Origin of the sequence: Streptomyces sp. NPDC058157 (assembly GCF_042884105.1) — a bacterium.
Taxonomy (GTDB): Bacteria; Actinomycetota; Actinomycetes; order Streptomycetales; family Streptomycetaceae; genus Streptomyces.
This window is the reverse complement of sequence record NZ_JBHVUQ010000063.1, coordinates 17459-40298: the sequence shown is the minus strand read 5'-3', so window position 1 is coordinate 40298 and position 22840 is coordinate 17459. Positions and strand designations below refer to the sequence as shown.

General features: G+C 75.8%; 20 protein-coding genes and 2 pseudogenes. 10 read left to right on the top strand and 12 right to left on the bottom strand.

The features are described 5' to 3' along the window. Positions 1 to 455: 455 nt before the first annotated feature. Entirely contained in the window at positions 456 to 3272 is a 2817-nt protein-coding gene (locus tag ACFVXK_RS18145; RefSeq protein ID WP_389612802.1) for a LuxR C-terminal-related transcriptional regulator, read from the bottom strand. A 369-nt stretch (positions 3273 to 3641) separates the two neighbouring features. Between ACFVXK_RS18145 and ACFVXK_RS18140 the strand changes: the two genes are divergently transcribed. The 3 genes and pseudogenes from ACFVXK_RS18140 to ACFVXK_RS18130 all read left to right on the top strand — a co-directional run bounded on the left by ACFVXK_RS18140 (position 3642) and on the right by ACFVXK_RS18130 (position 6414). Beyond that, positions 3642 to 4451, top strand: a complete 810-nt coding sequence (locus ACFVXK_RS18140) for a 4'-phosphopantetheinyl transferase family protein (protein ID WP_389612800.1) — start codon at positions 3642 to 3644, stop codon at positions 4449 to 4451. A gap of 30 nt (positions 4452 to 4481) precedes the next feature. Beyond that, a pseudogene (locus ACFVXK_RS18135) lies at positions 4482 to 4942 on the top strand (DUF3626 domain-containing protein); the annotation flags it as partial. A gap of 68 nt (positions 4943 to 5010) precedes the next feature. Beyond that, positions 5011 to 6414, top strand: coding sequence for an oxygenase MpaB family protein (locus ACFVXK_RS18130; protein WP_389612798.1), 1404 nt, complete (start codon positions 5011 to 5013; stop codon positions 6412 to 6414). Positions 6415 to 6625: 211 nt separating this feature from the next. On the opposite strand, the gene ACFVXK_RS18125 is transcribed toward ACFVXK_RS18130, so the two are convergent. Then, positions 6626 to 7699: a GNAT family N-acetyltransferase gene (locus tag ACFVXK_RS18125; protein WP_389612796.1), complete on the bottom strand. Its 1074-nt coding sequence runs from the start codon at positions 7697 to 7699 to the stop codon at positions 6626 to 6628. Between the two features lie 68 nt (positions 7700 to 7767). After that, positions 7768 to 8427 carry a hypothetical protein gene (locus tag ACFVXK_RS18120; RefSeq protein WP_389612795.1) on the bottom strand — a complete coding sequence of 220 codons (660 nt, stop codon included), beginning with the start codon at positions 8425 to 8427 and terminating at the stop codon, positions 7768 to 7770. Between the two features lie 183 nt (positions 8428 to 8610). Between ACFVXK_RS18120 and ACFVXK_RS18115 the strand changes: the two are divergent. After that, positions 8611 to 8730: pseudogene (locus tag ACFVXK_RS18115) on the top strand (NAD(P)-binding protein); the annotation flags it as partial. Between the two features lie 5 nt (positions 8731 to 8735). Here ACFVXK_RS18115 and ACFVXK_RS18110 read toward each other — a convergent pair. Continuing rightward, on the bottom strand, positions 8736 to 10448 hold the full coding sequence (locus tag ACFVXK_RS18110; protein WP_389612793.1) for a PP2C family protein-serine/threonine phosphatase: 1713 nt from the start codon (positions 10446 to 10448) through the stop codon (positions 8736 to 8738). Between the two features lie 75 nt (positions 10449 to 10523). Beyond that, positions 10524 to 10997, bottom strand: coding sequence for a MarR family winged helix-turn-helix transcriptional regulator (locus tag ACFVXK_RS18105; protein ID WP_389612791.1), 474 nt, complete (start codon positions 10995 to 10997; stop codon positions 10524 to 10526). A gap of 117 nt (positions 10998 to 11114) precedes the next feature. On the opposite strand from ACFVXK_RS18105, the gene ACFVXK_RS18100 reads away from it, so the two are divergent. Next, positions 11115 to 12086, top strand: coding sequence for a zinc-binding alcohol dehydrogenase family protein (locus ACFVXK_RS18100; protein WP_389612789.1), 972 nt, complete (start codon positions 11115 to 11117; stop codon positions 12084 to 12086). A gap of 27 nt (positions 12087 to 12113) precedes the next feature. Here the strand turns inward: ACFVXK_RS18100 and ACFVXK_RS18095 are convergent, their stop codons facing one another. Together ACFVXK_RS18095 and ACFVXK_RS18090 are read right to left on the bottom strand one after the other, a co-directional pair. Then, positions 12114 to 12548 (bottom strand): hypothetical protein, encoded by a 435-nt coding sequence (locus ACFVXK_RS18095; protein ID WP_389612787.1) that lies wholly within the window; start codon positions 12546 to 12548, stop codon positions 12114 to 12116. Between the two features lie 125 nt (positions 12549 to 12673). Then, positions 12674 to 13048 carry a VOC family protein gene (locus tag ACFVXK_RS18090; RefSeq protein WP_389612807.1) on the bottom strand — a complete coding sequence of 125 codons (375 nt, stop codon included), beginning with the start codon at positions 13046 to 13048 and terminating at the stop codon, positions 12674 to 12676. Positions 13049 to 13256: 208 nt separating this feature from the next. On the opposite strand from ACFVXK_RS18090, the gene lepB reads away from it, so the two are divergent. Continuing rightward, positions 13257 to 13847: a signal peptidase I gene (lepB, locus tag ACFVXK_RS18085; RefSeq protein ID WP_389612806.1), complete on the top strand. Its 591-nt coding sequence runs from the start codon at positions 13257 to 13259 to the stop codon at positions 13845 to 13847. A gap of 21 nt (positions 13848 to 13868) precedes the next feature. On the opposite strand, the gene ACFVXK_RS18080 is transcribed toward lepB, so the two are convergent. Next, the gene (locus ACFVXK_RS18080) at positions 13869 to 14777 is read right to left on the bottom strand and encodes a LysR family transcriptional regulator (protein ID WP_389612785.1); all 909 of its coding nucleotides are present in this window, start codon (positions 14775 to 14777) and stop codon (positions 13869 to 13871) included. A gap of 150 nt (positions 14778 to 14927) precedes the next feature. Between ACFVXK_RS18080 and ACFVXK_RS18075 the strand changes: the two genes are divergently transcribed. After that, positions 14928 to 15983 (top strand): YncE family protein, encoded by a 1056-nt coding sequence (locus ACFVXK_RS18075; protein ID WP_389612783.1) that lies wholly within the window; start codon positions 14928 to 14930, stop codon positions 15981 to 15983. 116 nt (positions 15984 to 16099) lie between these two features. Here ACFVXK_RS18075 and ACFVXK_RS18070 read toward each other — a convergent pair whose 3' ends face one another. Next, a complete protein-coding gene (locus tag ACFVXK_RS18070; RefSeq protein ID WP_389612782.1) occupies positions 16100 to 16789 on the bottom strand; it encodes a FadR/GntR family transcriptional regulator in 690 nt (229 codons plus the stop codon). Positions 16790 to 17064: 275 nt separating this feature from the next. Here ACFVXK_RS18070 and leuA point away from each other — a divergent pair, with 275 nt between their 5' ends. After that, a complete protein-coding gene (leuA, locus tag ACFVXK_RS18065; protein WP_389612804.1) occupies positions 17065 to 18762 on the top strand; it encodes a 2-isopropylmalate synthase in 1698 nt (565 codons plus the stop codon). 36 nt (positions 18763 to 18798) lie between these two features. Here leuA and bla read toward each other — a convergent pair whose 3' ends face one another. Beyond that, positions 18799 to 19734 (bottom strand): class A beta-lactamase, encoded by a 936-nt coding sequence (bla, locus tag ACFVXK_RS18060; protein WP_389612780.1) that lies wholly within the window; start codon positions 19732 to 19734, stop codon positions 18799 to 18801. A 35-nt stretch (positions 19735 to 19769) separates the two neighbouring features. Further along, a complete protein-coding gene (locus ACFVXK_RS18055) occupies positions 19770 to 20450 on the bottom strand; it encodes a TetR/AcrR family transcriptional regulator (protein ID WP_389612778.1) in 681 nt (226 codons plus the stop codon). A 113-nt stretch (positions 20451 to 20563) separates the two neighbouring features. Between ACFVXK_RS18055 and ACFVXK_RS18050 the strand changes: the two genes are divergently transcribed. Next, the gene (locus ACFVXK_RS18050) at positions 20564 to 21757 is read left to right on the top strand and encodes a cytochrome P450 (protein WP_389612776.1); all 1194 of its coding nucleotides are present in this window, start codon (positions 20564 to 20566) and stop codon (positions 21755 to 21757) included. A gap of 5 nt (positions 21758 to 21762) precedes the next feature. Then, positions 21763 to 21978 carry a ferredoxin gene (locus ACFVXK_RS18045; protein ID WP_389612775.1) on the top strand — a complete coding sequence of 72 codons (216 nt, stop codon included), beginning with the start codon at positions 21763 to 21765 and terminating at the stop codon, positions 21976 to 21978. Between the two features lie 7 nt (positions 21979 to 21985). On the opposite strand, the gene ACFVXK_RS18040 is transcribed toward ACFVXK_RS18045, so the two are convergent. Beyond that, complete coding sequence (locus ACFVXK_RS18040) at positions 21986 to 22840, bottom strand: MOSC domain-containing protein (protein ID WP_389612773.1); 855 nt, start codon at positions 22838 to 22840, stop codon at positions 21986 to 21988.

Below are 22840 nucleotides of genomic sequence, written 5' to 3'. Positions count from 1 at the left end.
GCCGTGCTCCCCGGATCGGCCCGGCACGTGCCCCGACCCCGCCGCGTAGCCGCCGACCGCGCGCGTTCCTCCGGCGCCCCGGAGTGCCCCGGCAGCGGGAGCCCGCCCCGGTCCGTGCGGTGCACCGGGGCCGGCCGGGACACCCGGCCGGCCGGGGAACGGCGGCTCGCGGCGCGCGCCATCCCCACCGCCGGGACCGGGCCCGGACCGGGCCGTCCGGGCCGTGAGCCCCCCGAGAGGGGCACGGCCTCCGGCAGCGGCCCGGAGAGCGGCATCCGGAACGGATGTCCCGGGGGACGCCCTCCGCCCCGGCGGCGGGACGGGGGACACCCGGCCAGGGGGTGTCCGCAAAGTACCGCCGTCCACCCGGATGGGGTCCCCCTGCTCGGGCGGAGCCGAGAGGTTGCGGGAGCGTGCCGGGCGTCGCGGGGCGGACGGGGCTTCGCGGACACCCCCTAGGGCGGCGACGGCACCCCGTCCGCCGGGCGGGAGGTGGCCGCCCGGGTGCGGGGGGCAAGGCCGCGCGGCAGGTCGGCGCGGCCGCGGACGTCGAGCTTTCGGTAGACGTTGGTCAGGTGCATCTCCACCGTGCGCGGGGTGATGAACAGCGCCTCCGCGATCTTCTTGTTGCTGTGGCCGCGCTGCGCCAGGGTGGCGACGCGGCGCTCGCCGGGGGTCAGGGAGTCCACGGGGGCGACGGCCAGCTGCGGCATCCGTCCGCCCGCGGTCACCAGCGTGTCCCGGGCGGTGGCGGTCAGCGCGTGGGAGCCGCAGCGGGTGGCGAGGCCGATGGCCTGGCGCAGGTGGCCCCGCGCAGCCCTGGCGTCGCCGAGGGCGAGCAGCTCCCGCCCCAACTGGTATTCGGCCCGGGCCAGTTCCAGCCGGGCCGGTGAGCCGGACAGGGTCTCCACGGCCTCGGCCAGCAATTCCGTCCGGGCCCGGCCCCCGACGACGGAGGCCGCCGCGACCAGGCCGAGCCCGAGGGCGCGCGGGGTGCCCCAGGCCCGGGTGCGGGCCACGGCGGTCTCCACGAGTCCGGCGGCCTCGGCGCCCCGGCCCAGCCTGCCGAGGGTGGTGGCGGTCGGCAGCCACCAGGGGGCCAGGACCGGATTGACGATGCCCGCCTCCTCCTGGCTGCGCCCGCACCGCCGCCACAGCTCCAACGCCCCTTCGAGGTCGCCGCGTTCCCGGCGGACCCGCCCCGAGAGGTACAGATAGAGGTGCCATTCCCACACGCTGCGGTCCAAGTGGCCCGCGGTGCGGGCGAGTCCGTCGAGCACGGCGCCGGCCCGGGCGGCCTCCCCCCGGGAGAGCAGCACGGAGCCCAGTGCGAGGTGGGCGAGGGGCGGGGCTCCGGCCGGGCCGCTGACCTCGGTGGCGGCCCGCGCGTCCCGCTCGGCGGCGGGGACGTCGCCGATGCCGTGCAGGATCAGGGAGCGGCCGGCCAGCGCGGCCCGCCGGGGCCACAGCGGGGGGTGGTCCTGGGCCGGTGACAGCACCCGGTCCAGGGCGTCGACGGCCTCGTCCACGCGGTCGGCGAGGGCGAGTACGGCGGAGGAGCAGAACACCCCCCAGCCGGCGGTGCCGGGTTCGTCGGCGCGCAGTGCCCGGCGGGCGAGGGCGGCGGCCCGGGCCGCGGATCCGCCGTCCAGGGCGGCGAAGGCGCTGAGGGCCGCCAGCAGGCGCCGGTCGGCCGGACCGTGCCCCGTCGGTACGGGTAGGGCTGCGGCCCGGGCACCGGCGGCGGGCAGTGCCGTCCGGTCGTTGACGGCGCTGGCCAGCAGGGCGGATTCGACGGTCGTGCCCAGGTCCCGGCAGGCGGGGTCGGCCCCGGCGTCCGGGAGGCGGGACAGCCCGTCCAGGACCCCCTCCAGTAACCGCATGCCCTCGGGGGCCCGGCGGGTGCCGAGCGCCATCATGGCGTACTGCACGGCGACGGGGGCCTGCCGGCGCGGGTCGGGGGTGAGGGCCAGGGCCTGGCGCAGGTGCCACAGGGCGTGGGCCGGGGTGACGACGGTGCGGCTGGCGGCGCGGGCCAGTTCCACGTGCAGGCCGCCGCGTTCGGCGTCCGTGAGGGCGCGGCCGGCCTCGCCGCGCAGCCAGCGGCCGGCCGCCCTGACGGTCGCCCGGGTGGGCGCCTCGGCGGCGGCGTCGCGCAGCACGGCGAACATCCACGGCTCGTCGGCCCGCTCCAGCGCGGCGAGTTGCTCGGCGACCTCCGGGGCGGGCCGTCCGGCGTCGCTGAGGACCCGGGCGGCGCGGATGCGCAGGTCCCGCAGGCCTGGCGCGGACAGGGTGGCGAGGACGGCGCCGCGGACGTCCTCGCGCATGTACGGCGGGGAGCCCGGCAGGACGGCCCCGATCCCGCGCAGGCCCTTCAGGGCGCAGGTCACGGCCCCGACGTCCAGTCCGCAGAGCGCGGCGAGCAGGTCGGGCGCGGCCTGGCCGAGCACCGCGAGGGCGGTGGCCACCTGCCGGGCCCTGCGGGGGCCGGCGGCCAGCAGTTCGGGGACCCGGGAGGCCGTCACGCCCCGGTGGACGGCGTCCAGCCGGTGCACGGCGTCCGCGCCGGGCGGGATGCCGAGGGTGCGCAGGGTGGTGAGCACCCGGGCCGCCAACAACGGGTTCCCTCCGGTGAGTTCGGCGCAGCGCCGGACGAAGCGCTGGTCCGCGGGTGCGCCGCAGATCCGGGTGGCCAGGCCGGCGATGCCGGCTTCCGTGAGGGGGGCGGGGTCCAGGAGGGTGCAGCGGCCCCGGGCGGTGATCTCGGCGAGCACGGGGGTTCCGGGGCCGGGGGCGTCGGTGCGCTGCGCGAGGACCAGGAGCAGGGGCCGGGCGGCGGTGTGGCGAAGGATGAACTCGACGTGGCGCAAGGAGGTTTCGTCGCACCATTGCGCGTCGTCCACCAGCAGCGCCAGGGGTCCGGCGGCGAGGAGGTCCAGGGCGCGGCGGTGGAGCGCCTGCCGGTCGTGGTGGAGGTCCGCCGGGACGGCCGGCGCCCCGGGCGGGGGCGGCAGCAGCACGTCCACGGTACGGGTGCGCACGCGCTCGGGTACGCCGCCGGCCTGCCGTACGGTCCATCCCGCGGCGGTCAGGCGCTGCCGCGCGAGGGTCAGCAGGTGCGTCCTGCCGATTCCGGCCGGGCCCCTGACGAGGACGGCCCGGGCGCTGCCGGCCCGGGCGTCGGCGGCGTCGCGCAGCAGCTTTTCGAGTTCGGGGGTGGGGGCGTCCGGGGTCAGGCCCGGGCCCTGCGCCATTCCAGCGGTGAACACCAACGCATTTCCCTCTTCCTTCGCGGAACCGCCTCCGGTGGTCATCCGGCGGTGCGACGCCGGAATGTCCCTGCGTGACCAAGATCGTAGGGGATGCGCCCCGAGGACTTACGGCCGATCCACTCGATTTGAGCCAGAATGTACTGGACCTTGGCCGAGGCACATGCCACTGCGAGCCTTCCGGCCCGGGGGGAACCGCACGCATTTCGGCCTTTCCGTTGCGCCGAATTCCGCAATTCCCATGGAACGACGGGCTCCGCACGGAACCGCGGCTTCACGCGCAGCCGGTATCCGGCCATCAATTCCCCTTCTCGCGGCTGGGTTATCGTGCCGGGACAGCTGTTGCCCGCCGACCCACCGGAGTGTTGCGTGCTGTCCCACCTGGAGCTGTCCTGCCCGCCGCCGGGCTGGCCGCCCGTCCCCTGGCCGGGGCCGCGGCCAGGGCCGGCCGGGGATGCGCCGGACCTGTGGCTGTTCCACGTCCCGGACTCCGCGCTGCGTGCCGTGGTCCTCGACCGGTCCCCGCTGGACGCGGCGGAACGCGCCCGGGTCGCCGCGTTCGTCTACCCCCTCCACCGGGACCGCTACGTGGCCGCGCACCTCGCGCTGCGCCGGGTGCTGTGCGCCTACGAGGGGGTCGCGCCGGGCGAGTTGAGGTTCGTGCGCCGCCCCTGCCCCTGCTGCGGCGGACCGCACGGCCGCCCGGCCCTGGCGGGTCCCGGCGCGCCGCACTTCTCCCTGTCCCACACGGGCGGCCTGGTGCTGATCGCGGTGGCCGGCCGGCCGGTGGGCGTGGACGTGGAGGCCCTGCCCGACCCGCAGCGGGCGACCAGCGTGGGCGAGGCCCTGCACCCGGCCGAGCGGCGGGCGGTCCACGCCGCGCAACCCGCCCTGCGGCCCGCCGTGTTCGCCCGGCTGTGGGCCCGCAAGGAGGCCTACCTCAAGGGGCTCGGCACGGGGGTGGGCCGCAGCCCCGACCTGGACTACCTCGGTGACCCCGGCGTCGGGGCCCCCGCCCGGCCGTCGGGCTGGACGGTGCGGGACGTGCCGGTGGGCCCGGACCACGCGGCGGCGGTGGCCCTGGAGCAACCGGCGGACGCCGCCCCCGGGGCCACGGTCCGCACGCACTACCTCGGGGCCCTGGACGCCACGGCCGCCGAGGCGCTGACCGGCGCCTGAGTCCGGATCCCCGGAAATCCGGCGTGCGCCGGACGATCGAGCCGGGCGAGACTGTGCGACCCCGGCGGTGACCGGTGGCGCTGGGAGAGCCGGATCTTCGCCGGGGCGTACGACGACGCGGCCGCGCACGAGCGGCCCGTCCACGGCGCGCTGAACTTCCGCCGCAAGCCCGCCGGCGGGTCTCCGCACTTCGGCTCCTCCTGGGCCCCTGCTTCCGGGATACGCCGGTCGAGGCCGCGGCCCTGCGCCTGGGCTGCCCCGTGGAGTGGCACGCCGGGTTCCGGCTCACCGTCGGGGAACTGCGGCGCCCTCCCGGCTACCGGGGACAGGAGTTCGTCGACCTGGGGGCGGAGATCGCGCAGGACGGCGTGCTCGATCCCCGGATCGTGGGAGAGGCCGCCCGGAGCGACCGCTACGACCCCCAGGCCGTCAAGCGGTTCCGGCACTACCTGGCGCGCTTCGGCGCCCCGGGAACACCGGAGCACAGCTGACCCCGACACCCTGGACCGGTACGGGCGTTGTAGGAGTGTTGTTGCCCCTGTGAGAAAAGGAAACTCCTATGACTTCCGCGACTCCTGTGGCCTTACCCGCCGTCGAGACCCTCCTGAAGCGGACCCTCGGCGAGCGCCGCATCGGGCTCGTCGCCTGGCGGTTGCTGGTGCTGCAGATCGCCCATCCCGTGGTCGCCGCGGGCATGGACCGGTACTCCACCTACCGCGCCCACCCCTGGCGGCGGATCGAGCACACCATGGAGAGCGGCAGCCGGCTGTTCTTCGCCGGGCCCGAGGAGCGGCGCCTGGAGGTGGCCCGCCTCCAGCGGACGCACCGGCGCATCCAGGGCACGGACGCGGCCGGGCGGACGTACAGCGCGCAGGACCCCGAGGTCCGCGGCTGGGTGATGGTGACGCTGTACGAGTCCATGACCGCCATGCGCGAGCTGTCCGGGCATCCGCTGTCGCCCGCCGAACTCGACGTGCTGTACGCGGAGTTCCTGGAGGTGTGCGCCGCCCTCGGGATCGCGCGGGAGGTCCTCCCGGGCAGCGCGGCCGAGGTCCCGGCGTACGTGGAGCGGACCGTCCGGGAGGTCCTGGAGTACGGGCCCGAGGTCCGGCACATGCTCCACGGACTGCTCCGCGACGCCCCCGCACCGCGCCGGCTCGGCCGGCTGGCGCCGGCCTGGCCGCTGGTGCGGGTGGTGATCGCCCGGGCGGTGACCGCCCTCACGGTCAGCGACCTGCCGCCGGCCTGGCACGAGAAGTTCGGGACCTCCCGCGGGCCCGCGGGCGCCGCGCTGTCGTGGACGCTGCACCACGGGCTGCGCCACGCCATGGACCTGGCCCCCGACCGGGTGCGCTACCGCCGCCGGTCGGTGAGCGGCGCCCCCGCCCCGGCGCGCCGGGCGGTGCCGCGGGCCCGGAGCGGCGGGGACGCGCGGCCGGCCCGGCTGGAGGCGTTCTTCCGCCAGGTGCTGGACCAGACCGGCAACGGCCGGGTCGACTCCGCCGACCTGCAGGCCATGGTGCACACCATGTGCTGGCGGCTCGAACTGCCCGCCGAGCGGGAGGACGAGGTGTACGCCGCCTTCGAGGACTGGTGGGGCCGGCTCCGGGAGGCGGCCGACTCCGACGGCGACGGGGGCGTGGACTGCCGGGAGTTCGTCTCCGCGATGCTGGCCGGGGTGGACCGCGACCCGGCGTACCTGGAGAAGGGCCTCGTACCGGCGGTGCGGGCGCTGTTCCGGGCCGCCGACCGCGACGGCAGCGGCCACCTGGGGGCGGACGAGTACCGGCTGCTGTTCGGGGGTCCCCGGGTGCACCCGGCCGAACTCGACGACGGCTTCCGGGAACTGGACGCCGACGGGGACGGACGCGTCGACGAGGCGGAGTTCGTGGCCGCGTTCTGCGACTTCTTCACCGCCCGGACCGACACCACCGCCGGCACGGGCCTACTCGGCCGCCCCTGACCCACGGCACCACCCCGGCACCCCGGCAACGCGCCGACGCCCCGCCTGCACGGGGACCCGGCCCGGACGCCGGAACCCCGCGGGGGTACAGGGAGCCCGGCCGGATCTCGGAACCCGCACGGGCGCCGGAACCCCCGCCGGGCGCCGGGGCCCAGGGCGGACGTCGGAACCCGGCGCCCGGCAGGCGCCCGGGGCCCGGGGCGGGCGCCGGTCAGTCCCGGGGTGCGGGCAGGGTGTAGTGGACGCAGCCGTCGTCGGTGGAGCCGGTGCGGTCGAAGCCCGCCCGGCCGACCACGCCGTGCGAGGGGGCGTTGTCCGCGTCGACGGAGGCGTGCAGCGTGCTGAGGCCGGGCTGTCCGAAGGCCCAGGCGGTGAGGGCGCGCAGCGCCTCGGTCGCGTAGCCGTTGCCGCGGGCCGACGGTACGAGGTCGTAGCCGACCTCGGCGTTCCCGTCGGCGTCGGGGGCGCCGTGGAAGCCGATGCCGCCGATCGCCCGCTGGTCCTCCTTGCGCAGGATGACGTACGGGCCCCAGCCCGGCCGGTACGTCCCCTGCTCCTTGGCCTTGCCCACCATCCCGGAGGCGACCCGGGTGCCCTCGCCGGGGCCGTCGCCCGCCCAGGCGAAGCCGCCGGTGCCGCCCGCGTGGAGGTCGGCGGCGACCTGCGGGGCGATCTCGCAGAGGACGACGCGCTCCGCCCGGACGGGGTCGGAGTGCCAGCGCCAGGCGGTATGGCGCGGCAGGTCGCCGAGCGGGGCCCGGCCGGTCGCCCACAGCAGGACCTGCCAGGGGGTGCCGGCGCCGCGCGGCGCCTGCGGGAAGAGGCGGTCGAGGACCTGCTCGCACAGGTCGGCGTCGGGCTCCCAGTCGTGCGTGCCGAGGGCGTTCAGGATGTCGTGGGTGTGCAGCAGGGTCTCCACGACGCCCATGGCCGCGAAGCCGTCCCCGTCCGCCATCCCGTAGGGGTGCCAGGCCCGCTCCCCGGGCCGGGCGACGGCCACGACGGCGGACAGCAGGCCTCCGGTGGCCTCGATGACCTCGATCAGGCCCTCGGGGGTGGTGCCCGGGTCCGCGGTGATCTCGAACGGGACGTACCCGCTCTGCGCGCGCCCGGTGAGCTGGCCCGCGTACGCGGTGAAGTCGCCCGCTATGTGCACGACGGTGTCGTAGCAGCTCCAGTCGAGCCCGGCGGCGGGGACGGACCAGTCGAGGTGTGCCACCTTCCGGAGTGCCTCGGCGGTGAGGGACACGGCCCGGTCGACGGCGTGGGGGGTCATGATCGTCATGGCCGAACCCTAAGGTCATCGCCCGGGCCGGGGCCACCTCATATCCCGCGGGGCGCGTCCGTGCGGCGTCAGAGCGGGGCGGAGTCCCGGGCGGACAGGCCGGAGCGTTCCAGGGCGCGCAGCACGGCCCGCCGGTCCTCCGCGGGCTGCTCCTCCCCCGCGTCGAGGGCGGCTTCGACCGCCGCGGCGGTGAGGCGGCCGGCCTCCGCCGCGGCCAGCAGTTCCTCCGCCGTCTCCCGGGGCAGGCCCAGGTCGTGGTCCACGAGCAGGTCCAGCGCCTCCTCGCGCACCGCGAAGCGGCTCATGCCGCAGTCGAGGCCGTCGTCCCGCAGCCGGTCGGGGTAGGGGGCGCGGGCCCAGGAGCCGTTCTCGTACCAGTAGACGCAGCCCAGTTCCATGCCCTCCAGGAGGTCCCGCAGCCGCTCGAAGGGCAGCCAGTCCGGCGCCTGCGCCAGCATGTCGATCGCGGGGGCGTGCCACTTGACGCCGCTCGACTCGTCCTCGCCGTACAGGACGTAGCGCCCCTGTCCCCTCGGCGCCAGCGTCCACCAGGTGCAGCCGCAGTCGTCAAGGTGCAGGCCCGTCGCGTCGATCCAGGTCCCGGTGCGGTGGACGCCCCGTGTCTCCGCCTCCGCGTCGGCCTCCAGGACGGCGGCCAACGCCCAGCGGGCCCACAGCAGTTCCGCCGCCGGAAGGTCCTCGGGCCTGCCCGGCCTCTCGATCGCCATACCGTCTCGCTCCTTCGTCCCTCGTGCGCCGTCTCCCCCGATCGTAGGAGAGGGCACCGACGACCCCGTCGGCACGTTGCCGGTGCCGCCGGGCCGCTGTCGGGGGCGCGACGGCGGCGCACGGCGCCTTCGCCCCGGAGACGGCCGGCCCCGCCCCCGGGGCCCCTCCCCCGAGGAGCCGGCATGGGCATACCCGTCACGGTCATCGGCGCCGGACTCGGCGGACTCGTCCTCGCCCGCGTCCTGCACCTCCACGGAGTCCCGGTCACGGTCCACGAGGCCGAGCCCTCCCCGTCCGCACGCCCCCGTCAGAGGGCCTGCACCAGCACCAGGCAGGTGTCGTCCTCGAGCCGGTCGGCGGCGTAGTGGGCGACGACCGCGTCCAGGGTCCGGCGGGCGTCACCACCGCCGGAGCCCGCGAGGCGCTCGCGCAGGGCGTCGATGCCGTCGTCGAGGTCCTCGCCGCGCCGCTCGACCAGGCCGTCGGTGTAGAGGAGCAGGAGGTCGCCCGGTTCCAGCACCACCTCGGCCGTTGCGTACGCCTCCCCGGGGAGCAGCCCCAGCAGCGGTCCCCGGTGGCCGGTGCCGAGGGCGGTGGCGGTGCCGCGGTGCAGGAGGAGGGGCGCCGGGTGTCCGGCGCAGGCCCACACCAGGCGCCGGTCGCCGTGGAGGTGTCCGATGACGGCGGTGGCGGTCTCCGCGGCGGCGTCGGCGCACACGAGTTCGTTGAGCCAGGTCGTCAGCTGCCCGGCGTCGCTGCCCGGGGTGTGGGCCAGCCCGGCCAGGGCGTGCCGCTGCTGCGCCATGCGCGCGACGGCCGGCAGACCGTGCCCGGACGCGTCCCCGATGGCCAGCAGGATGCGGCCGTCCGGCAGGGCGCGGCACTTGTACCAGTCGCCGCCGACGGCCGCCTCCTCCTCCACCGGCAGGTAGGCGGCGGCGACCGCGTAGCCGAGCCGGGCGATCTCCGAGGAGTGCGTCGGCAGCAGCGCCTCGCGCAGCGCGGCGGCGATCCGGTGCTCGGCGGCGGCCTCGTCGCGCAGCCGCTCGCTCTGGCGGCGGGTGGCGGCGAGCCGTTGTCTGCCCCGGACGACGGAGGTGAGGTCGCGGGCGATCAGGTGCAGGGCCCACGGCGTGCCGTCGGTGGAGATGACGGGCCGGCCGATGACGTGGAGGGTGCGGACGTCTCCGTACACGCTGAAGCGGATGTCGGAGCCCGGGGGCTCCTCCCCGTCGAACAGGGCCCGCAGGAGCCGAGCCCAGCGCGGCACGTCGTCGAGCAGCACCGCGTCGCAGAGGTCGAGCAGGCCCAGGGGTCGGCCCGGGGCGGTCCGGAAGATGGTGCTCAGCCCTTCGGACCAGGTGGTCTCGCCGGAGAGGAGGTCGAAGTGGGCCCAGCCCATGGAGGCGATGTACTGGGCCTCCATCGACATCAGTTCGGCCGGGTTGTGGGCCGGGCGCCAGGTCGCGAGGACCTGGCCGGAGCAGGACGCCGCGTCGTAGAGGAGCTTGGTGCGGTGCAGGCCGTCGGGGCGGCGCTCGGTGTAGTCCACGGGGAAGCCCCGGAGCGCGCGGCCCGTGTGCAGGACCTCCTTGAGGTTCTCCAGGAGTCCGCTGCCGTCCACGCCGGGGCGGACCTCGCGCAGGCGTTTGCCCACCTGCCGGTCGGGGGCGTCGAGCCAGGCGGCGGACCGGACGTGGTTGCCGGCCCGGATCACGAAGTCCTCGGTCCGGCCGTCCTCGTCGGCGACCGGGGCCAGCAGGGCCGCCGAGACCGGGATGGCCGGCAGGGTGGCGCAGACGCAGGCCCAGGGATCGTGGTCCGTGGCGCCGTCCGCACACGCGTGGCCGCGGTCGGGGCTGCCCCCGCACGGGCAGGCGATAAGCTCACCGGGGCCGGCCGCGTCCGCCGGGTCCGGCCGGACGCCCGCCGAACGGCCGGCGGTGGCGCGCAGCAGGGCCACCTCCCGGGTGATCAGCTGCTTGAGGGCCTCGGGGTCGCGGGGAACGGCCGGGCTCATGGTCATCTCCCTCCGCCGCGGGAACGGCGCTCATGATCGGCGCCTGCCCTCTCCGGGCCGGTTCAGTCGTGGCCGCTACCTCCGGCGGGGGGTCTGCTCGGCCAGGACCGAGGTGGCGCGTTCGAGGAGGGCGCAGAGGGCGGCGTGCTCTGCGGGGGCGAAGGCGTCGGTGAGGGCGCGTTCCAGCACGATGACCTCCTGGTAGGCGCGCTCCAGCGCGGTGCGGCCCGTTCCGGTCAGCGAGGTGAGGAGGACCTTGGCGTGGACGGGTGAGGGGGTCCGGGCGACGAGGTCCTTGCGGTGCAGGCCGGTCAGGACCGTGGCCATCGTCTGCTGGGTGACGCCGCAGGCCCGGGCGAGCTGGGCGCCGGAGAGGTCCGGTTCCGCCGAGAGCGCGAGCAGCACGGTGTACTGCGTCATGGTGAGGCCGTGGCCGCGCAGGACGGCTTCGTGGTGGCCCATCAGGGCCTGTTCGGCGCGCCGGATGCGGCTGCACAGGTAGTCCTCGGCCGGGGCTCCGGCCCCGTGGTCCGCCGTCGGATCGCTCATCGGCCCCTCAACCCCTCACTCAAATATCAGCTTCCTTAGTTGACTCAGGTCACTGATACACCTACGGTCGGCCCATCGCCTGTATCAGGATACTGATTCACCTGAGGGAGCAGAGACATGAAAGCTGTCGTCCTCGACACCGACGACCGGTTCCGCCTCACCGACCGCGAGCGGCCCGTACCCGGCCCGGGCCAGGTCGCCATCGCCGTCCGGTACGCCGGGATCCAGTGGGGCGACGTCCTGGTACGCCGCGGACACTTCCCCGTACCGCGGCCCTTCGTCCCCGGTTTCGAGGCCGCGGGGCAGGTCGTCGGTGTCGGACCGGGCGTCGACGGGAGCCTGCTCGGCCGGACGGTCACCGCGCTGACGGGCGGGGGCGCCTTCGCGGAGGTGGTGCTCGCCTCCGCCGCGCTCACCTTCGACGCCCAGGGCCTCGACGCACGGACCGCCGCGGCGTTCGGCTGGGCCACCCCGACCGCGTACGACCTGGTCCACACGGTCACCCGGGTCCGGCCCGGCGAGCGGGTCCTGATCCACGCCGCGGCCGGCGGCGTCGGCACCATGGCCGCCCAGTTCGCCCGGGCCGCCGGCGCCGGCCGGATCGTCGGCGTGGTCGGCGACGCCGGGCGGGCCGCCTACGCCGCCCGCTTCGGCTACGACCGGCTGATCACCCGGGCGGAGTTCGCCGACGCCGCGGACGGCCCCGCCGACGAGGAACCGTTCGACGTCGTCCTCGACCCCGTCGGCGGTCCCACCCGGGCGGCCTCCCTGCGGCTGCTGGCCCCGCACGGCCGGCTGGCGGTGTACGGGGCCCTCGCGGGCGGCGCCCCCGTGACCCTCGACAGCGGCGAACTGCTGAGGGGCGGACGGTCCGTGCTGTCCTACAACGGCGACCTCCTGAGCCGCACCCACCCCGAACGCCTCGCCGACAGCGCCCGGCGCGCCCTGCGGGCCGTGGCCGAGGGGCAGGTGCGGCCGGACATCACCGCCGAGTTCGGGATGGCCGGCCTGGAGGAGGCCCTGGAACGGCTCGCCGCGGGCGGGACCCACGGCAAGAGCGTCCTGCGCATCGCGCCGCAGCCGGTGTGAGGGGGCCCGGCGGCCGGGCCCCCCGCCTCAGCGCCGGACGGTGACGCAGGGCTGGCCCGGCTGCAGGCTCCCGCCCTCGTAGAAGTAGCCGCAGATCCGGACCCCGTCGGCGAACGTCCACTGGACCGTCACGTCCACGTAGGCCCGGCCGTAGACACAGCCGTTGTGGTAGCTCCCCCAGTAGTAGGTGTCGGACTTGCCGGGGAACTTGGCGACCAGGGCGGCCCGGTAGTTGCAGATGCCGTCGGGCTTGGTGCGCACGACGTTGCCCTGGTTGACGCGCAGCCCCGATCCGTCCACGTTGACGCAGACGTAGCCGGGCCCGGTGGAGGCGGTGCAGCCGCCCGCCGAGGCCGCCGCCTGGGGGGCCGTGGCGAGCGAGAGGGCGAGGGCCGCGGCGGCCCCGGCCGTGGCCGCGAGGAGTCGGCGGGCGGTGCGGCGTCCGGTGCGGGACTTTTCCATGACTGGCTCCCCTGCTGGTCGGAAGGGGCACAGTCGAACACGGGCCCCGGGGGGCGCGGGAAGGCGCGCGGTACGGGCGCGCCGGGGCCGCCCGCACGCCCTCGCCCCTCCCTCCCCCGGCGGGCTCAGTGCAGGCAGAGGCAGAACGGATGGCCCGCGGGGTCCGCGTACACGCGCCAGTTGGCGTCCGGGCGCAGCCGGTCGGTCCGTTCCAGCACGGTCGCCCCGAGCGCGAGCGCCCGGCGCTCCTCCCCTTCGAGGTCGTCGACGTCGAAGTCGAGGTGCAGCTGCTGCGGGCGCTCCTGTCCGGGCCATTCGGGCGGCCGGTACCCGTCCACGCGCTGGCAGGCCAGGGGCGTGCCCTCGAACCCGTGCACCTCGAACCAGTCGGGATCGTCCGGGTCCGCGACCACCCGGCCGCCGAGCAGCGCCGCGTAGAACTCGGCGAGTCGCACCGGATCGGCACAGTCCAGCGCGACCGCCTGCAGCTTTCGAATCATCTCCGGCATCCGTTCCTCGACCGCGTTCATCATGCCCCGTACGGAGACGGTCGTACCCCCGGCTACGGCCCGCATGCACCCCGGCGGATCCCGGCGCCGGCCCGCGCCGGTAGGGTGCGGGCCGGACTGCCGGAAGGGGTGGGGAATGAGACCGGGGCGGGGACTGCGACTCACGGGGCTGATACTGGTGCCCCTGGGACTGCTGTTGATGCTGGGGACGTGGCTGGTCGGGGATGCCGCGTTCGGCGGCCACAGCGTCGACTCCGACGGGATGCGGCCGACGTACGAGCAGGGCGACACCGTCTTCACGAAGAGGATCGACGGCAGCGAGGTGCACCGCGGTGACGCGGTCTTCTCCTACCTGCCGGGGCGCTACGCGGACACGGACCTCTTCTTCCAGCGCGTCATCGGGGTCGGCGGCGACCGGGTGGTCTGTGACGGGAAGCGGGTGCTGGTGAACGGCCGGCCGCTGCGCGAGACGTACGTCGCCGGAGGTGATCCGGTCGGGGGCGGGCGGACGTACGACGTGCGGGTGCCCGAGGGCCGCCTCTTCCTGCTGGGCGACAACCGGGTCACCTCGAACGACTCCCGCTTCTTCCTCTCGGACGGTCAGGGCGGCACGATCCCGGCGGACGCGGTCCGCGAGCGCGCGCTCGACGGCCCGGGGGTCGCGATCGCGGCGATGGGCCTGCTGGGCGCCGGGGGGCTCCTCACGCTCGCCGGTCTCGGATGCGGGCTGGCCGGATACCTGATCGGCGTGTCGGCCGCGCGCGGGCGGGCCCGGGCCACAGCCGTGTGAACCGGGCCGACGACGAGGGGGTCACGGCTGCGCGGCGCCGCCGGACGGGGACAGGACGGCCGCCGCGAGGTGGTCGCGGAACCAGCGGTGGGCCGGGTCCGCGGCGTTGCGGGGGTGCCAGGCCATGCCGAGGTCCAGGGGTTCCAGGTCCAGGGGGACGGGGAACGTGCGCAGGCCCATGGCCTCGACGGTGTCGGGGAGCCAGTCGGCCAGGCTGAGGGCGACGAGGTCGGTGTCCCGGGCGAGCATCATCGCGCTGGTGTGGCTGGGCACGACGACCTTGGTGCGGCGGCGCAGGCCCCGTTCCGCGAGGGCGCTGTCGATGGGCCCGAGGCGTTTGCCGAGCCGGGAGATGCCGATGTGGTCGGCCGCGGCGAAGCGACGGGCGTCGATCGGCCCGTCGAAGAGGGGATGGCCGGCCCGGGCGATGGCGACCAGGGGCGTCCGGGTGAGCCGCCGGGTCCGGATCTCCGGGTCCAGGTGGCCGAGGACCCCGAGTTCCACGTCCACCCAGCCCTGCCGCAGCCCGGGGCCGCCCTCCACCGCCTCCGGCAGGAACACCACGTCCACCTGGGGGGCCTCCGCGTGGATCCGCTCGGTCAGGCTCCCGGCCAGTCCCACCAGGAGCAGGTCGGCGGCCTGCACCGTGAAGGTGCGCTGGAGGTGCACGGCGTCGAACCCGGCCCCGGGCCGCAGCACGCTGTCGCAGCCGCGCAGCAACGCGGCCACGTCCTCGCGGAGTTCCTCGGCCCGCGGGGTGGGGACCAGCCCCTGGCCGGCCCTGACCAGCAGCGGGTCGCCGACGGTGCGCCGGAGCCTGGCCAGGGTGCGGCTGACGGCCGCCGGCGAGGTGCCGAGGCGCTCCGCGGCGCGGGTCACGCTGTTCTCCTGGAGGAGGGCGTCCAGGACGCGCAGCAGGTTGAGATCCATCGGGTGGCACCGTCCTGAAGTGTGCTTTTGCGTCTGGGGCAATGATGTGGTGTCAATCTTTGCATTGCTGCCCGGGTGGCCGGCGGCGGAGGGTGGGGGTGGCCGCGAAGACGCGCGGCCGTCCCCTTCCGCCCCTTCCAAGGAGCCGCTGTGCAGCAGTCCCCGTCCCCCCGTACCGGTCGTGAGGGCGACGTCCTCGCCGTCGTCAGCCAGAGCGGACCGACGGTCTCGTTCTTCGACGCCGCCACCGACCGGCACCTCGGCGACGTCCATGTGCCGGCCGAGCCGCACGAGTTGTGCTTCGACCCGACCCGGCGGCTGCTGTGGTGCACGCTGACGTACCACTCGGGCTACTACCACGCGAACGGCGGCCGCCGCACCGAGCTGGCCGTCATCGACCCCGACAGCCGGCGGATCGTCGAGATCGTCGACCTCGCCCCCGAACACGGGCCGCACGGGCTGGCGTTGGACACCGCGCGCGGACGGCTCTACGTCAGCGTGGAGAGCGGGGAGGACCGGCCCGGCGGTGTCGTGGTGATCGACACGGAGACCCGCCGCCCCCTGGGCCGGGTCGACACGGACGCGCCCGGCCCGCACTGGTTCGCGATCGACCCGGCGGGGCGGACCGGCTACGCCACCAACAAGGAGGCTCCGTTCGTGTCCGTCGTGGACCTCGAACGGGGCGTCCTCACCGCGAAGGTCGAGGTGCCGGGCAGCGAGGGGCTCGCCGTCTCCGCCGACGGCGCGCACGCCTTCGTCGCCGCCCCGTACGCCAGCTTCTCCGGCGGCGCGGACCGGCCGGCCACCGGTATCCGCGTCGTCGACGCCCTGACCGCCTCGGTCGTCGACACCCTGCCCACGGAGAACGTGGTCCTGCCGGTCCACCTGACGTCCACGGGCCGGCTGCTCGCGGGCGAGCTGCGCATGACGGCGGAAGCGGGGGCGCGGCTGGGACGCCACGCACCGGGCCTGCTGACCGTGTTCCGCGCCGACACGCGCGAGCGGCTGGGCGAGGTGGAGGTCGGCCTCTTCCCGCTGACGATCACCTCCTCCCCCGACGGGCGGCTGGGCTACGTGTCCTGCGTGATCTCCTCCACCGTCGACATCGTGGACCTGGAGACGCTGGAGCGCGTGGGCCGGCTGGAGGTCGCCAAGCTCGGCGAAGCCGGCGCGCACGGCCTGGCGTACGTCCCGCGCCCGGCCTGACGGACGGACCGGGCCGCCGCGACGTCCGGCGCCCGGCGTCCGGCGCCCGGCGTCCGGCGCCCGACGCCCGGATCCGCGCCGTCAGACGCCCGCCGTCGGGCGCCCGCCGTCGGACGTCAGACGGCGCGGAGTCGGGCGAGGGTCTGTTCGAGCTCCTCGCGCAGGACGTCGCCGGCGGCCCCCGCGTCCGACCCGGCGATGGCGTCCACGAGGGCGGCGTGTCCGGCGTCGCCGTGGCCCGGGTCCCCGGCGCGCAGCCCCAGCAGGTCGACGAGGTCGACCAGGCCCTGGCGCAGGGCCGGGACGAACTCGGCGAACAGGCCCGTGAGGACGGGGTTCCCGGCGGCCGCCACGACGGCGGCGTGCAGCGCGATGTCCGCGTCGACGAACTCCGCCGTGCTCCCGGCCGCGGCCCGGCGGCGGCCCTCCAGGGCCGCACGGAGGCGGGCGAGGTCCTCCTCCGTGCGGCGGACGGCGGCCAGCTGGGCGGCCTCCACCTCGATCAGCATCCGGACCTCGTAGACGTCGGCGACGGCCGACCGGCGCAGCCGGGCGGGCCAGTCCTCGGCCGGCTCGGCGGCGATCACGAACACGCCCGCCCCCTGCCGGGCCTGCACCAGCCCGGCCCCCGCCAGGGCGCGCAGGGCCTCGCGCACCGTGGAACGGCCCACCCCGAGGGCCTTGGCCAGGGCCGTCTCGGCGGGCAGTTTGGTGCCGACCGGCCAGTGGCCGCCGGTGATCTGGTCGCGCAGGTGCTGCGCGGCCTGTTCCACGAGCGGGCTGGGGCGCAGGGCGCTGAGGGACATGGGACAGGCCACCAATCAGGTTGTCTGAGGAGCTGAGGTGTGATGAGTGTAGCGATCATGATGCTGCGCGGTCTCCTCCTCGGCTGCCGCTGCGGGGCCCGAACCTGACCGGCTCCCCGCAGCGGGGCTCGGTCGTGCCGGTCAACCACAGGTAGACCGAAGGAATTTCACCCACCGTGGAAACCCCGCGACACACCCCGTTCCCCACCCTGCGGACCCCCGCCGGCCCCGTTCCCGACGGCGCCCCGGCGTGGAACCCGCAGCGCCCGAGCGCCATGCCGCACACCCGCTACCAGTCCGCCCACGAGCGCGTCCCCCTGCCACTGCGGGACCGGACCTGGCCGTCCCGGCAGCTGACCCGGGCCCCCCTGTGGGTGCCCGTCGACCTGCGGGACGGCAACCAGGCCCTGGCCGAACCCATGGACGTCACCCGCAAGCGCCGGATGTTCGACCTGCTGTGCGCCATGGGCTACAAGGAGATCGAGGTCGGCTACCCGTCGGCCAGCCGGACCGACTTCGACTTCGTACGCCACCTCGCGCGGAGCGGCGCGGTCCCGGACGACGTGACGGTCTCGGTGTTCACGGCGGCCCGCCGCGACCTCATCGACCGGACCCTCGCCTCCGTCGAGGGGCTGCCCCGCACCCTCGTCCACCTGTACACCGCCACCGCGCCCACCTGGCGGGACGTCGTCCTCGGCCGCAGCCGCCAGGAGGTGCACGCGCTCATCCGCGAGGCCGCCACCCATCTGATGCGCCGCGCGGAGGAGGGCCCGGGCTCCGCCGTCCGGTTCGAGTTCTCCCCCGAGGTCTTCAACCTGACCGAGCCGGACTTCGTCCTGGAGGTCTGCAACGGGCTGACCGAGCTGTGGGAGGCGAGCCCCGACCGGCCGGTGGTGCACAACCTGCCGGCGACCGTGGAGATCGCGACGCCCAACGTGTACGCCGACCAGATCGAGTACATGGACCGCAACCTCGCCCGGCGTGACAGCGTCGTCCTCTCCGTGCACCCGCACAACGACCGCGGCACCGGCGTCGCCTGCGCCGAACTGGCCGTCCTGGCGGGCGCGCAGCGGGTGGAGGGCTGCCTCTTCGGCAACGGCGAACGCACCGGCAACGTCGACCTGGTCACCCTGGCCCTGAACCTCTTCGCCCAGGGCGTGGACCCGATGGTCGACTTCTCCGACATCGACGCCGTGCGCGCGGTGGTGGAGGACTGCACCCGTCTGCCCGTGCACCCGCGGCACCCCTACGGCGGCGCCCTCGTCCACACCGCCTTCTCCGGCACCCACCAGGACGCCATCTCCAAGGGCCTGGCCCACCACGCCGCGCGCGCCCGCGACCTGGGGGTACCGGCCGCCGAGGCACCGTGGGCCGTGCCGTACCTGCCCGTGGACCCGGCCGACCTCGGCCGCACGTACGAGGAGGTCATCCGCGTCAACTCGCAGTCCGGCAAGGGCGGCATCGCCCACCTGCTGCGCACGCACCACGGGGTCGACCTGCCGAAGGCGATGCGTCCGGACTTCTCCGCCGCGGTGCAGCGGGTCACGGACGCGGGCGGGCACGAGCTCACGCACGAGGACCTGTGGGACCTCTTCCACCGCACCTACGTCGCCCCCGCCCAGGACGGCCCCCTCACCCTCGCCGACTGGCAGACCCGGCCGACGGCACCGGGCGTGCACGAGTTCACCTGCACCCTGGTGACCGGTGCGGGCGAGCGCGAGCCGAGGGGCGAGGGCAACGGGCCGCTCTCGGCGTTCGCCCACGCCCTGGGCGCCGCGGGGATCGCCGTCGACATCCTCGAATGGTCCGAGCACTCCACCACCACCGGCCCCGGCAGCCCCGCCGTCGCCTACGCGCACTGCCGGGTGGACGGGGTCACCCGCTGGGGCGCGGGCCGGGACACCTCGATCCTCACGGCGTCGGTCCACGCCGTCCTCGCGGCCGTCAACCGCGCACGGGGGTCCGGCGCCTGACGCACCCGGCCGGCCGTACCCCGGTGGCAGGCCGGGTCAGCGGTCCGCGCCGCGGCGCGGGCCGCCGCCGAAGGCCTCGGCCAGGAGGGCGGCCGTCCCCGACACCAGGGCGTCGTCGGCCTGCGCGTCCTGTGCGGGTTTGGTCGTCAGCACCGCGAGGACCAGCGGGGCGCCGGCCGGCCGCCAGGCGATGCCGACGTCGTTGTCCGTGCCGTGGGCGCCGCCGCCCGTCTTGTCGCCGAGCCGCCATTCGGCGGGCAGCCCCTTGCGCAGCCGCTCACCGCCCGTGGTGTTCGCGCACAGCCACCGCGTCAGGCGCTCGCGGTCGGGGCGGTCGAGCGCGTCGCCCAGGACCAGCCGCGCGTAGGTGCGGCCGACGGCCCGGGGGGTGGTGGTGTCGGTGGCGCGGCCGGGCTCCGCGCTGTTGAGTTCGGGCTCCCACCGGTCCAGGCGGGTCACCCGGTCGCCGAGGGAGCGGGCGAAGCGGGTGACCGCCGAGGGGCCGCCGAGTTCGCGCAGCAGGAGGTTGGCCGCCGCGTTGTCGCTGTAGGTGATGCTCACCTCGCACAGCTCGCCGATCGTCAGCCCGTTCGCGAGGTTCTCCGGCCGCTCCGTCCACACGGCGTATCCGGAGCGTTCCACGTCCGCGCGGGTGTAGTGGATCCGGCGGGCGAGGACCGAGCCGTCGTGGTCCAGGTCGCGCAGGACCGCGGCGGCGGCGAGGGTCTTGAACACCGAGCACATGGGGAAGGGCTCGTCCGCCCGGTGGGTGACGGCCCGTCCGGTGCCGGTGTCCAGGGCGTACACGCCGAGCCGGGCGCCGTGCTCGCGTTCCAGCCGCGCCAGGGCCCCGGCGACCCCCGGCCCGGCGGGTACCGGGGCCGGGGCGGCGGGGGCGGCGCCGGTGAGGAGGGTTCCGGCTCCGGCGCCGAGGGCGGCGAGCACGGTACGGCGGGCAGGACGCAGGGGCATGGGCGCGGACCTCTTCCTTCGGGAACCCTCGCCGATCACGACGCAGCGGGCGGATGCGGCGGTTCCGTCCCGGTTGCACCCGTTTCCCGCCACTTCTCCGCGGTCGGGCCCGCCGGGCCCGTATCGCCCTCCCCCTCCGGCGGCAGGGTCCAGAAGCGGTCCAGGGTGGCGAGCACGAGCCGGCACACCGTCTCCGGGTCGGCGCTGGCGAGGGGTTCGCGGGCGGCGACCGTCCGCATCAGGCCGATTCCCAGCAGCCATGCCATGGCCAGATCGGCGCGCAGGGCGCCGTCCCGCGCGGGGGCGAGGCCGGCCAGCACCTTCTGGTATTCGCCGCCCAGCTCGCGCAGGGTCCCCGTCGCCTCGTCCCCCCGGCCCACCGACCTCAGGTACACCTCCAGGGAGCGGTCGGCTCCCGGGGCGCTGCGCGTGAGCATCGAACGCAGGGCGGTCTCGAAGAGGTCCTCCGGCGCCGTGGCGTGCAGCTGTTCCAGGCTCCCCCGGGCCACGACCTCGGTCAGCAGCCCGTGTTTGGAGCCGAAGTAGCGGAAGAGGAGGGCCTGGTTGGCACCGGCCCGCTCGGCGATCGCCCTGACCGTGGTGCGCTCGTAGCCCCGCTCGGCGAACAGCTCGCCGGCGGCTTCGAGCAGCCGCAGCCGGGTGGCCGCGGCGTTGCGGGGGCGCTCCGCGGGCTGGGCTCGGGGGGATTCGTCCACGCTGTCGGTCCTCTCGGAAGGTCCGTCAGGATAACGGCCACAAAGCGTCGTTGACCGGCCGGATGGGCCGGTCCTAGGTTGTAAGCAGCTGCTTACACCTCAGGGAGGCCGAAGTGACGACCAGCGGCACCACCCCCGTCGCCTATCCCTTCAACACCGCCGAAGGACTCTCGCTCGCCGACGAGTACGAGCGCGTCCGCGACCGGCCCGGCCTGTTACGCGTGCAGATGCCGTACGGGGAGACCGCGTGGCTGGTCACCCGTTACGCGGACGCCCGCCTCGTGCTCGGTGACGCGCGCTTCAGCCGGGCGGCGGCCGCCGCGCACGACGAGCCCCGCCAGTCCGAGGGCCGTACCGACAGCGGCATCCTGGGCATGGACCCGCCCGACCACACCCGGCTGCGGTCGCTGGTGGCCAGGGCGTTCACCGTCCGGCAGGTCGAGAAGCTCCGCCCCCAGGTGCGGGCGCTGACCGCGGGCCTGCTCGACGAACTGGAGGCGGCCGGCCCGCCGGCCGACCTCGTCGACCTGTTCGCGCTGCCCGTCCCGGTGGCGGTGATCTGCCGGCTGCTGGGCGTACCGGTCGAGGACCGGCCGCGGTTCCGGGTGTGGAGCGACGCGGCGCTGTCGACCAGCTCGCTGACGGCCGAGGAGTTCGAGGCCAACCAGGCGGAGCTGCGCGCCTACATGGCGGGGCTGATCGAGCTGCACCGCCGGGACCCGCGGGACGACCTGATGACGGCGCTCATCGAGGCCCGGGAGGCGGACGGTGACCGGCTCTCCGAGCTGGAGCTGATCGACCTGTGCGTGGCGGTCCTGGTGGCCGGGCACGAGACCACGGCCTCCCAGATCCCCAACTTCGTGCTCACCCTGCTCGACCACCCGGACCAGCTCGCGCTGCTGCGCCGCGACCCCGGCCTGATCGCCCAGGCGGTGGAGGAGCTGCTGCGGTTCGTCCCGCTGGGCAGCGGGGCGGGCCAGGCCCGCTACGCCACCGAGGACGTCGAGGTCGGCGGCACCCTGGTCAGGGCCGGGGAGCCGCTGCTCGTCGCGACCGGGGCGGCCAACCGGGACGCGCTGCGCTTCACCGCTCCCGGGGTCCTCGACATCCGCCGCCCGGTCGACCAGCACCTCGGTTTCGGCCACGGTGTGCACCACTGCCTGGGAGCGCCACTGGCCCGCATGGAGCTCCAGGAGGCCCTGGGGGCGCTGCTGACGCGTTTCCCCGGACTGAAGCTGATGGGCGACGTCACGTGGAAGACCGAGATGCTGGTCCGCGGGCCGCGCGTCATGCCGGTCGGGTGGTGAGCGCGATGACGTGGACCGTACGGGTCGACGCCGGGCTGTGCCTGGGGTCGGGGATCTGCGCGGGGACGGCGCCCGAGGTGTTCGTGCTGGAGGACGACCGCGCCCGGCCGCGCTCGGAACGGGTCGCCGCGCGGGAACGGGTCCTGGAGGCCGCCGACATGTGCCCGGCGCAGGCCATCACGGTGCACGACGGCACGGCCGTGATCGCACCCCGGCCCTGACCGCACGTCAGGGGCGGCCCGGTGCGGGGTGGACCGTCACCGCGTCCCCCGTGCGGACGGTCCCCGGCTCCAGCACCTCCAGGTACACCCCGACGCAGGACAGCCGGCCCAGGTCGAGCACCGGCACCCGGTGCTCGCGGGCCACGGCGCGCATGATGCCCGGGTCGGGGGGCAGCGCGCCGTGGCCCAGGTTGGGGACCACGCAGCGCGGCGTGGGCACGACGACCCGGAACAGGGCCGGGCCGATCCGGAGCGTGCCGCCCTGCCAGGAGTCCTCGGGGAACCCGGGCCCGCCCGGGAGGTCGACCACCAGGTTGGGCCGGAAGCGCCGGGGGTCGAAGTCCCCCGCCGGGTGGGTCCGCCGCAGGCCGCGCAGGCTGTTGGTGGTGACGAGGTGGACCCGGCCGAAGTCGAAGAAGGTTCCGGCGGCCACCCGTCCCGCGGTGATCGTCGCCCCGGTCCGGTCCACGGACGCCCTCGGCCGCAGGACCTCGGGGAGCCCGCCCTCGTAGTCCGGGACCGCCCGCTCGAGGAGTCCCTGCTGCGGCGGCTCGCCCGACAGGGCCACCCGACGCCCCAGCAGGGCGGAGAGCCGGGCGTCCAGTTCCGCGTCCCCGGCGGCCAGCACCGCGCCGCCGGGCAGCTCCACCCGGGCCGCGCCCGCTCCGGCCGCCCGGCTCCGGCAGTCCAGCAGCGCGCCCCACTTGCGCGGGTGCTTGGCGCTGGCGACGGCACCGGCCTCGTCCAGCACGGCGAACATCCGGTCGCCGGCCAGCCCCTCCTCCGTGATCCGGACGCTGCCCACCGCTTCGCCGAGCATGGACTTCACCGGATACCGGCGCAACGCCGCGACAGTTCCCAT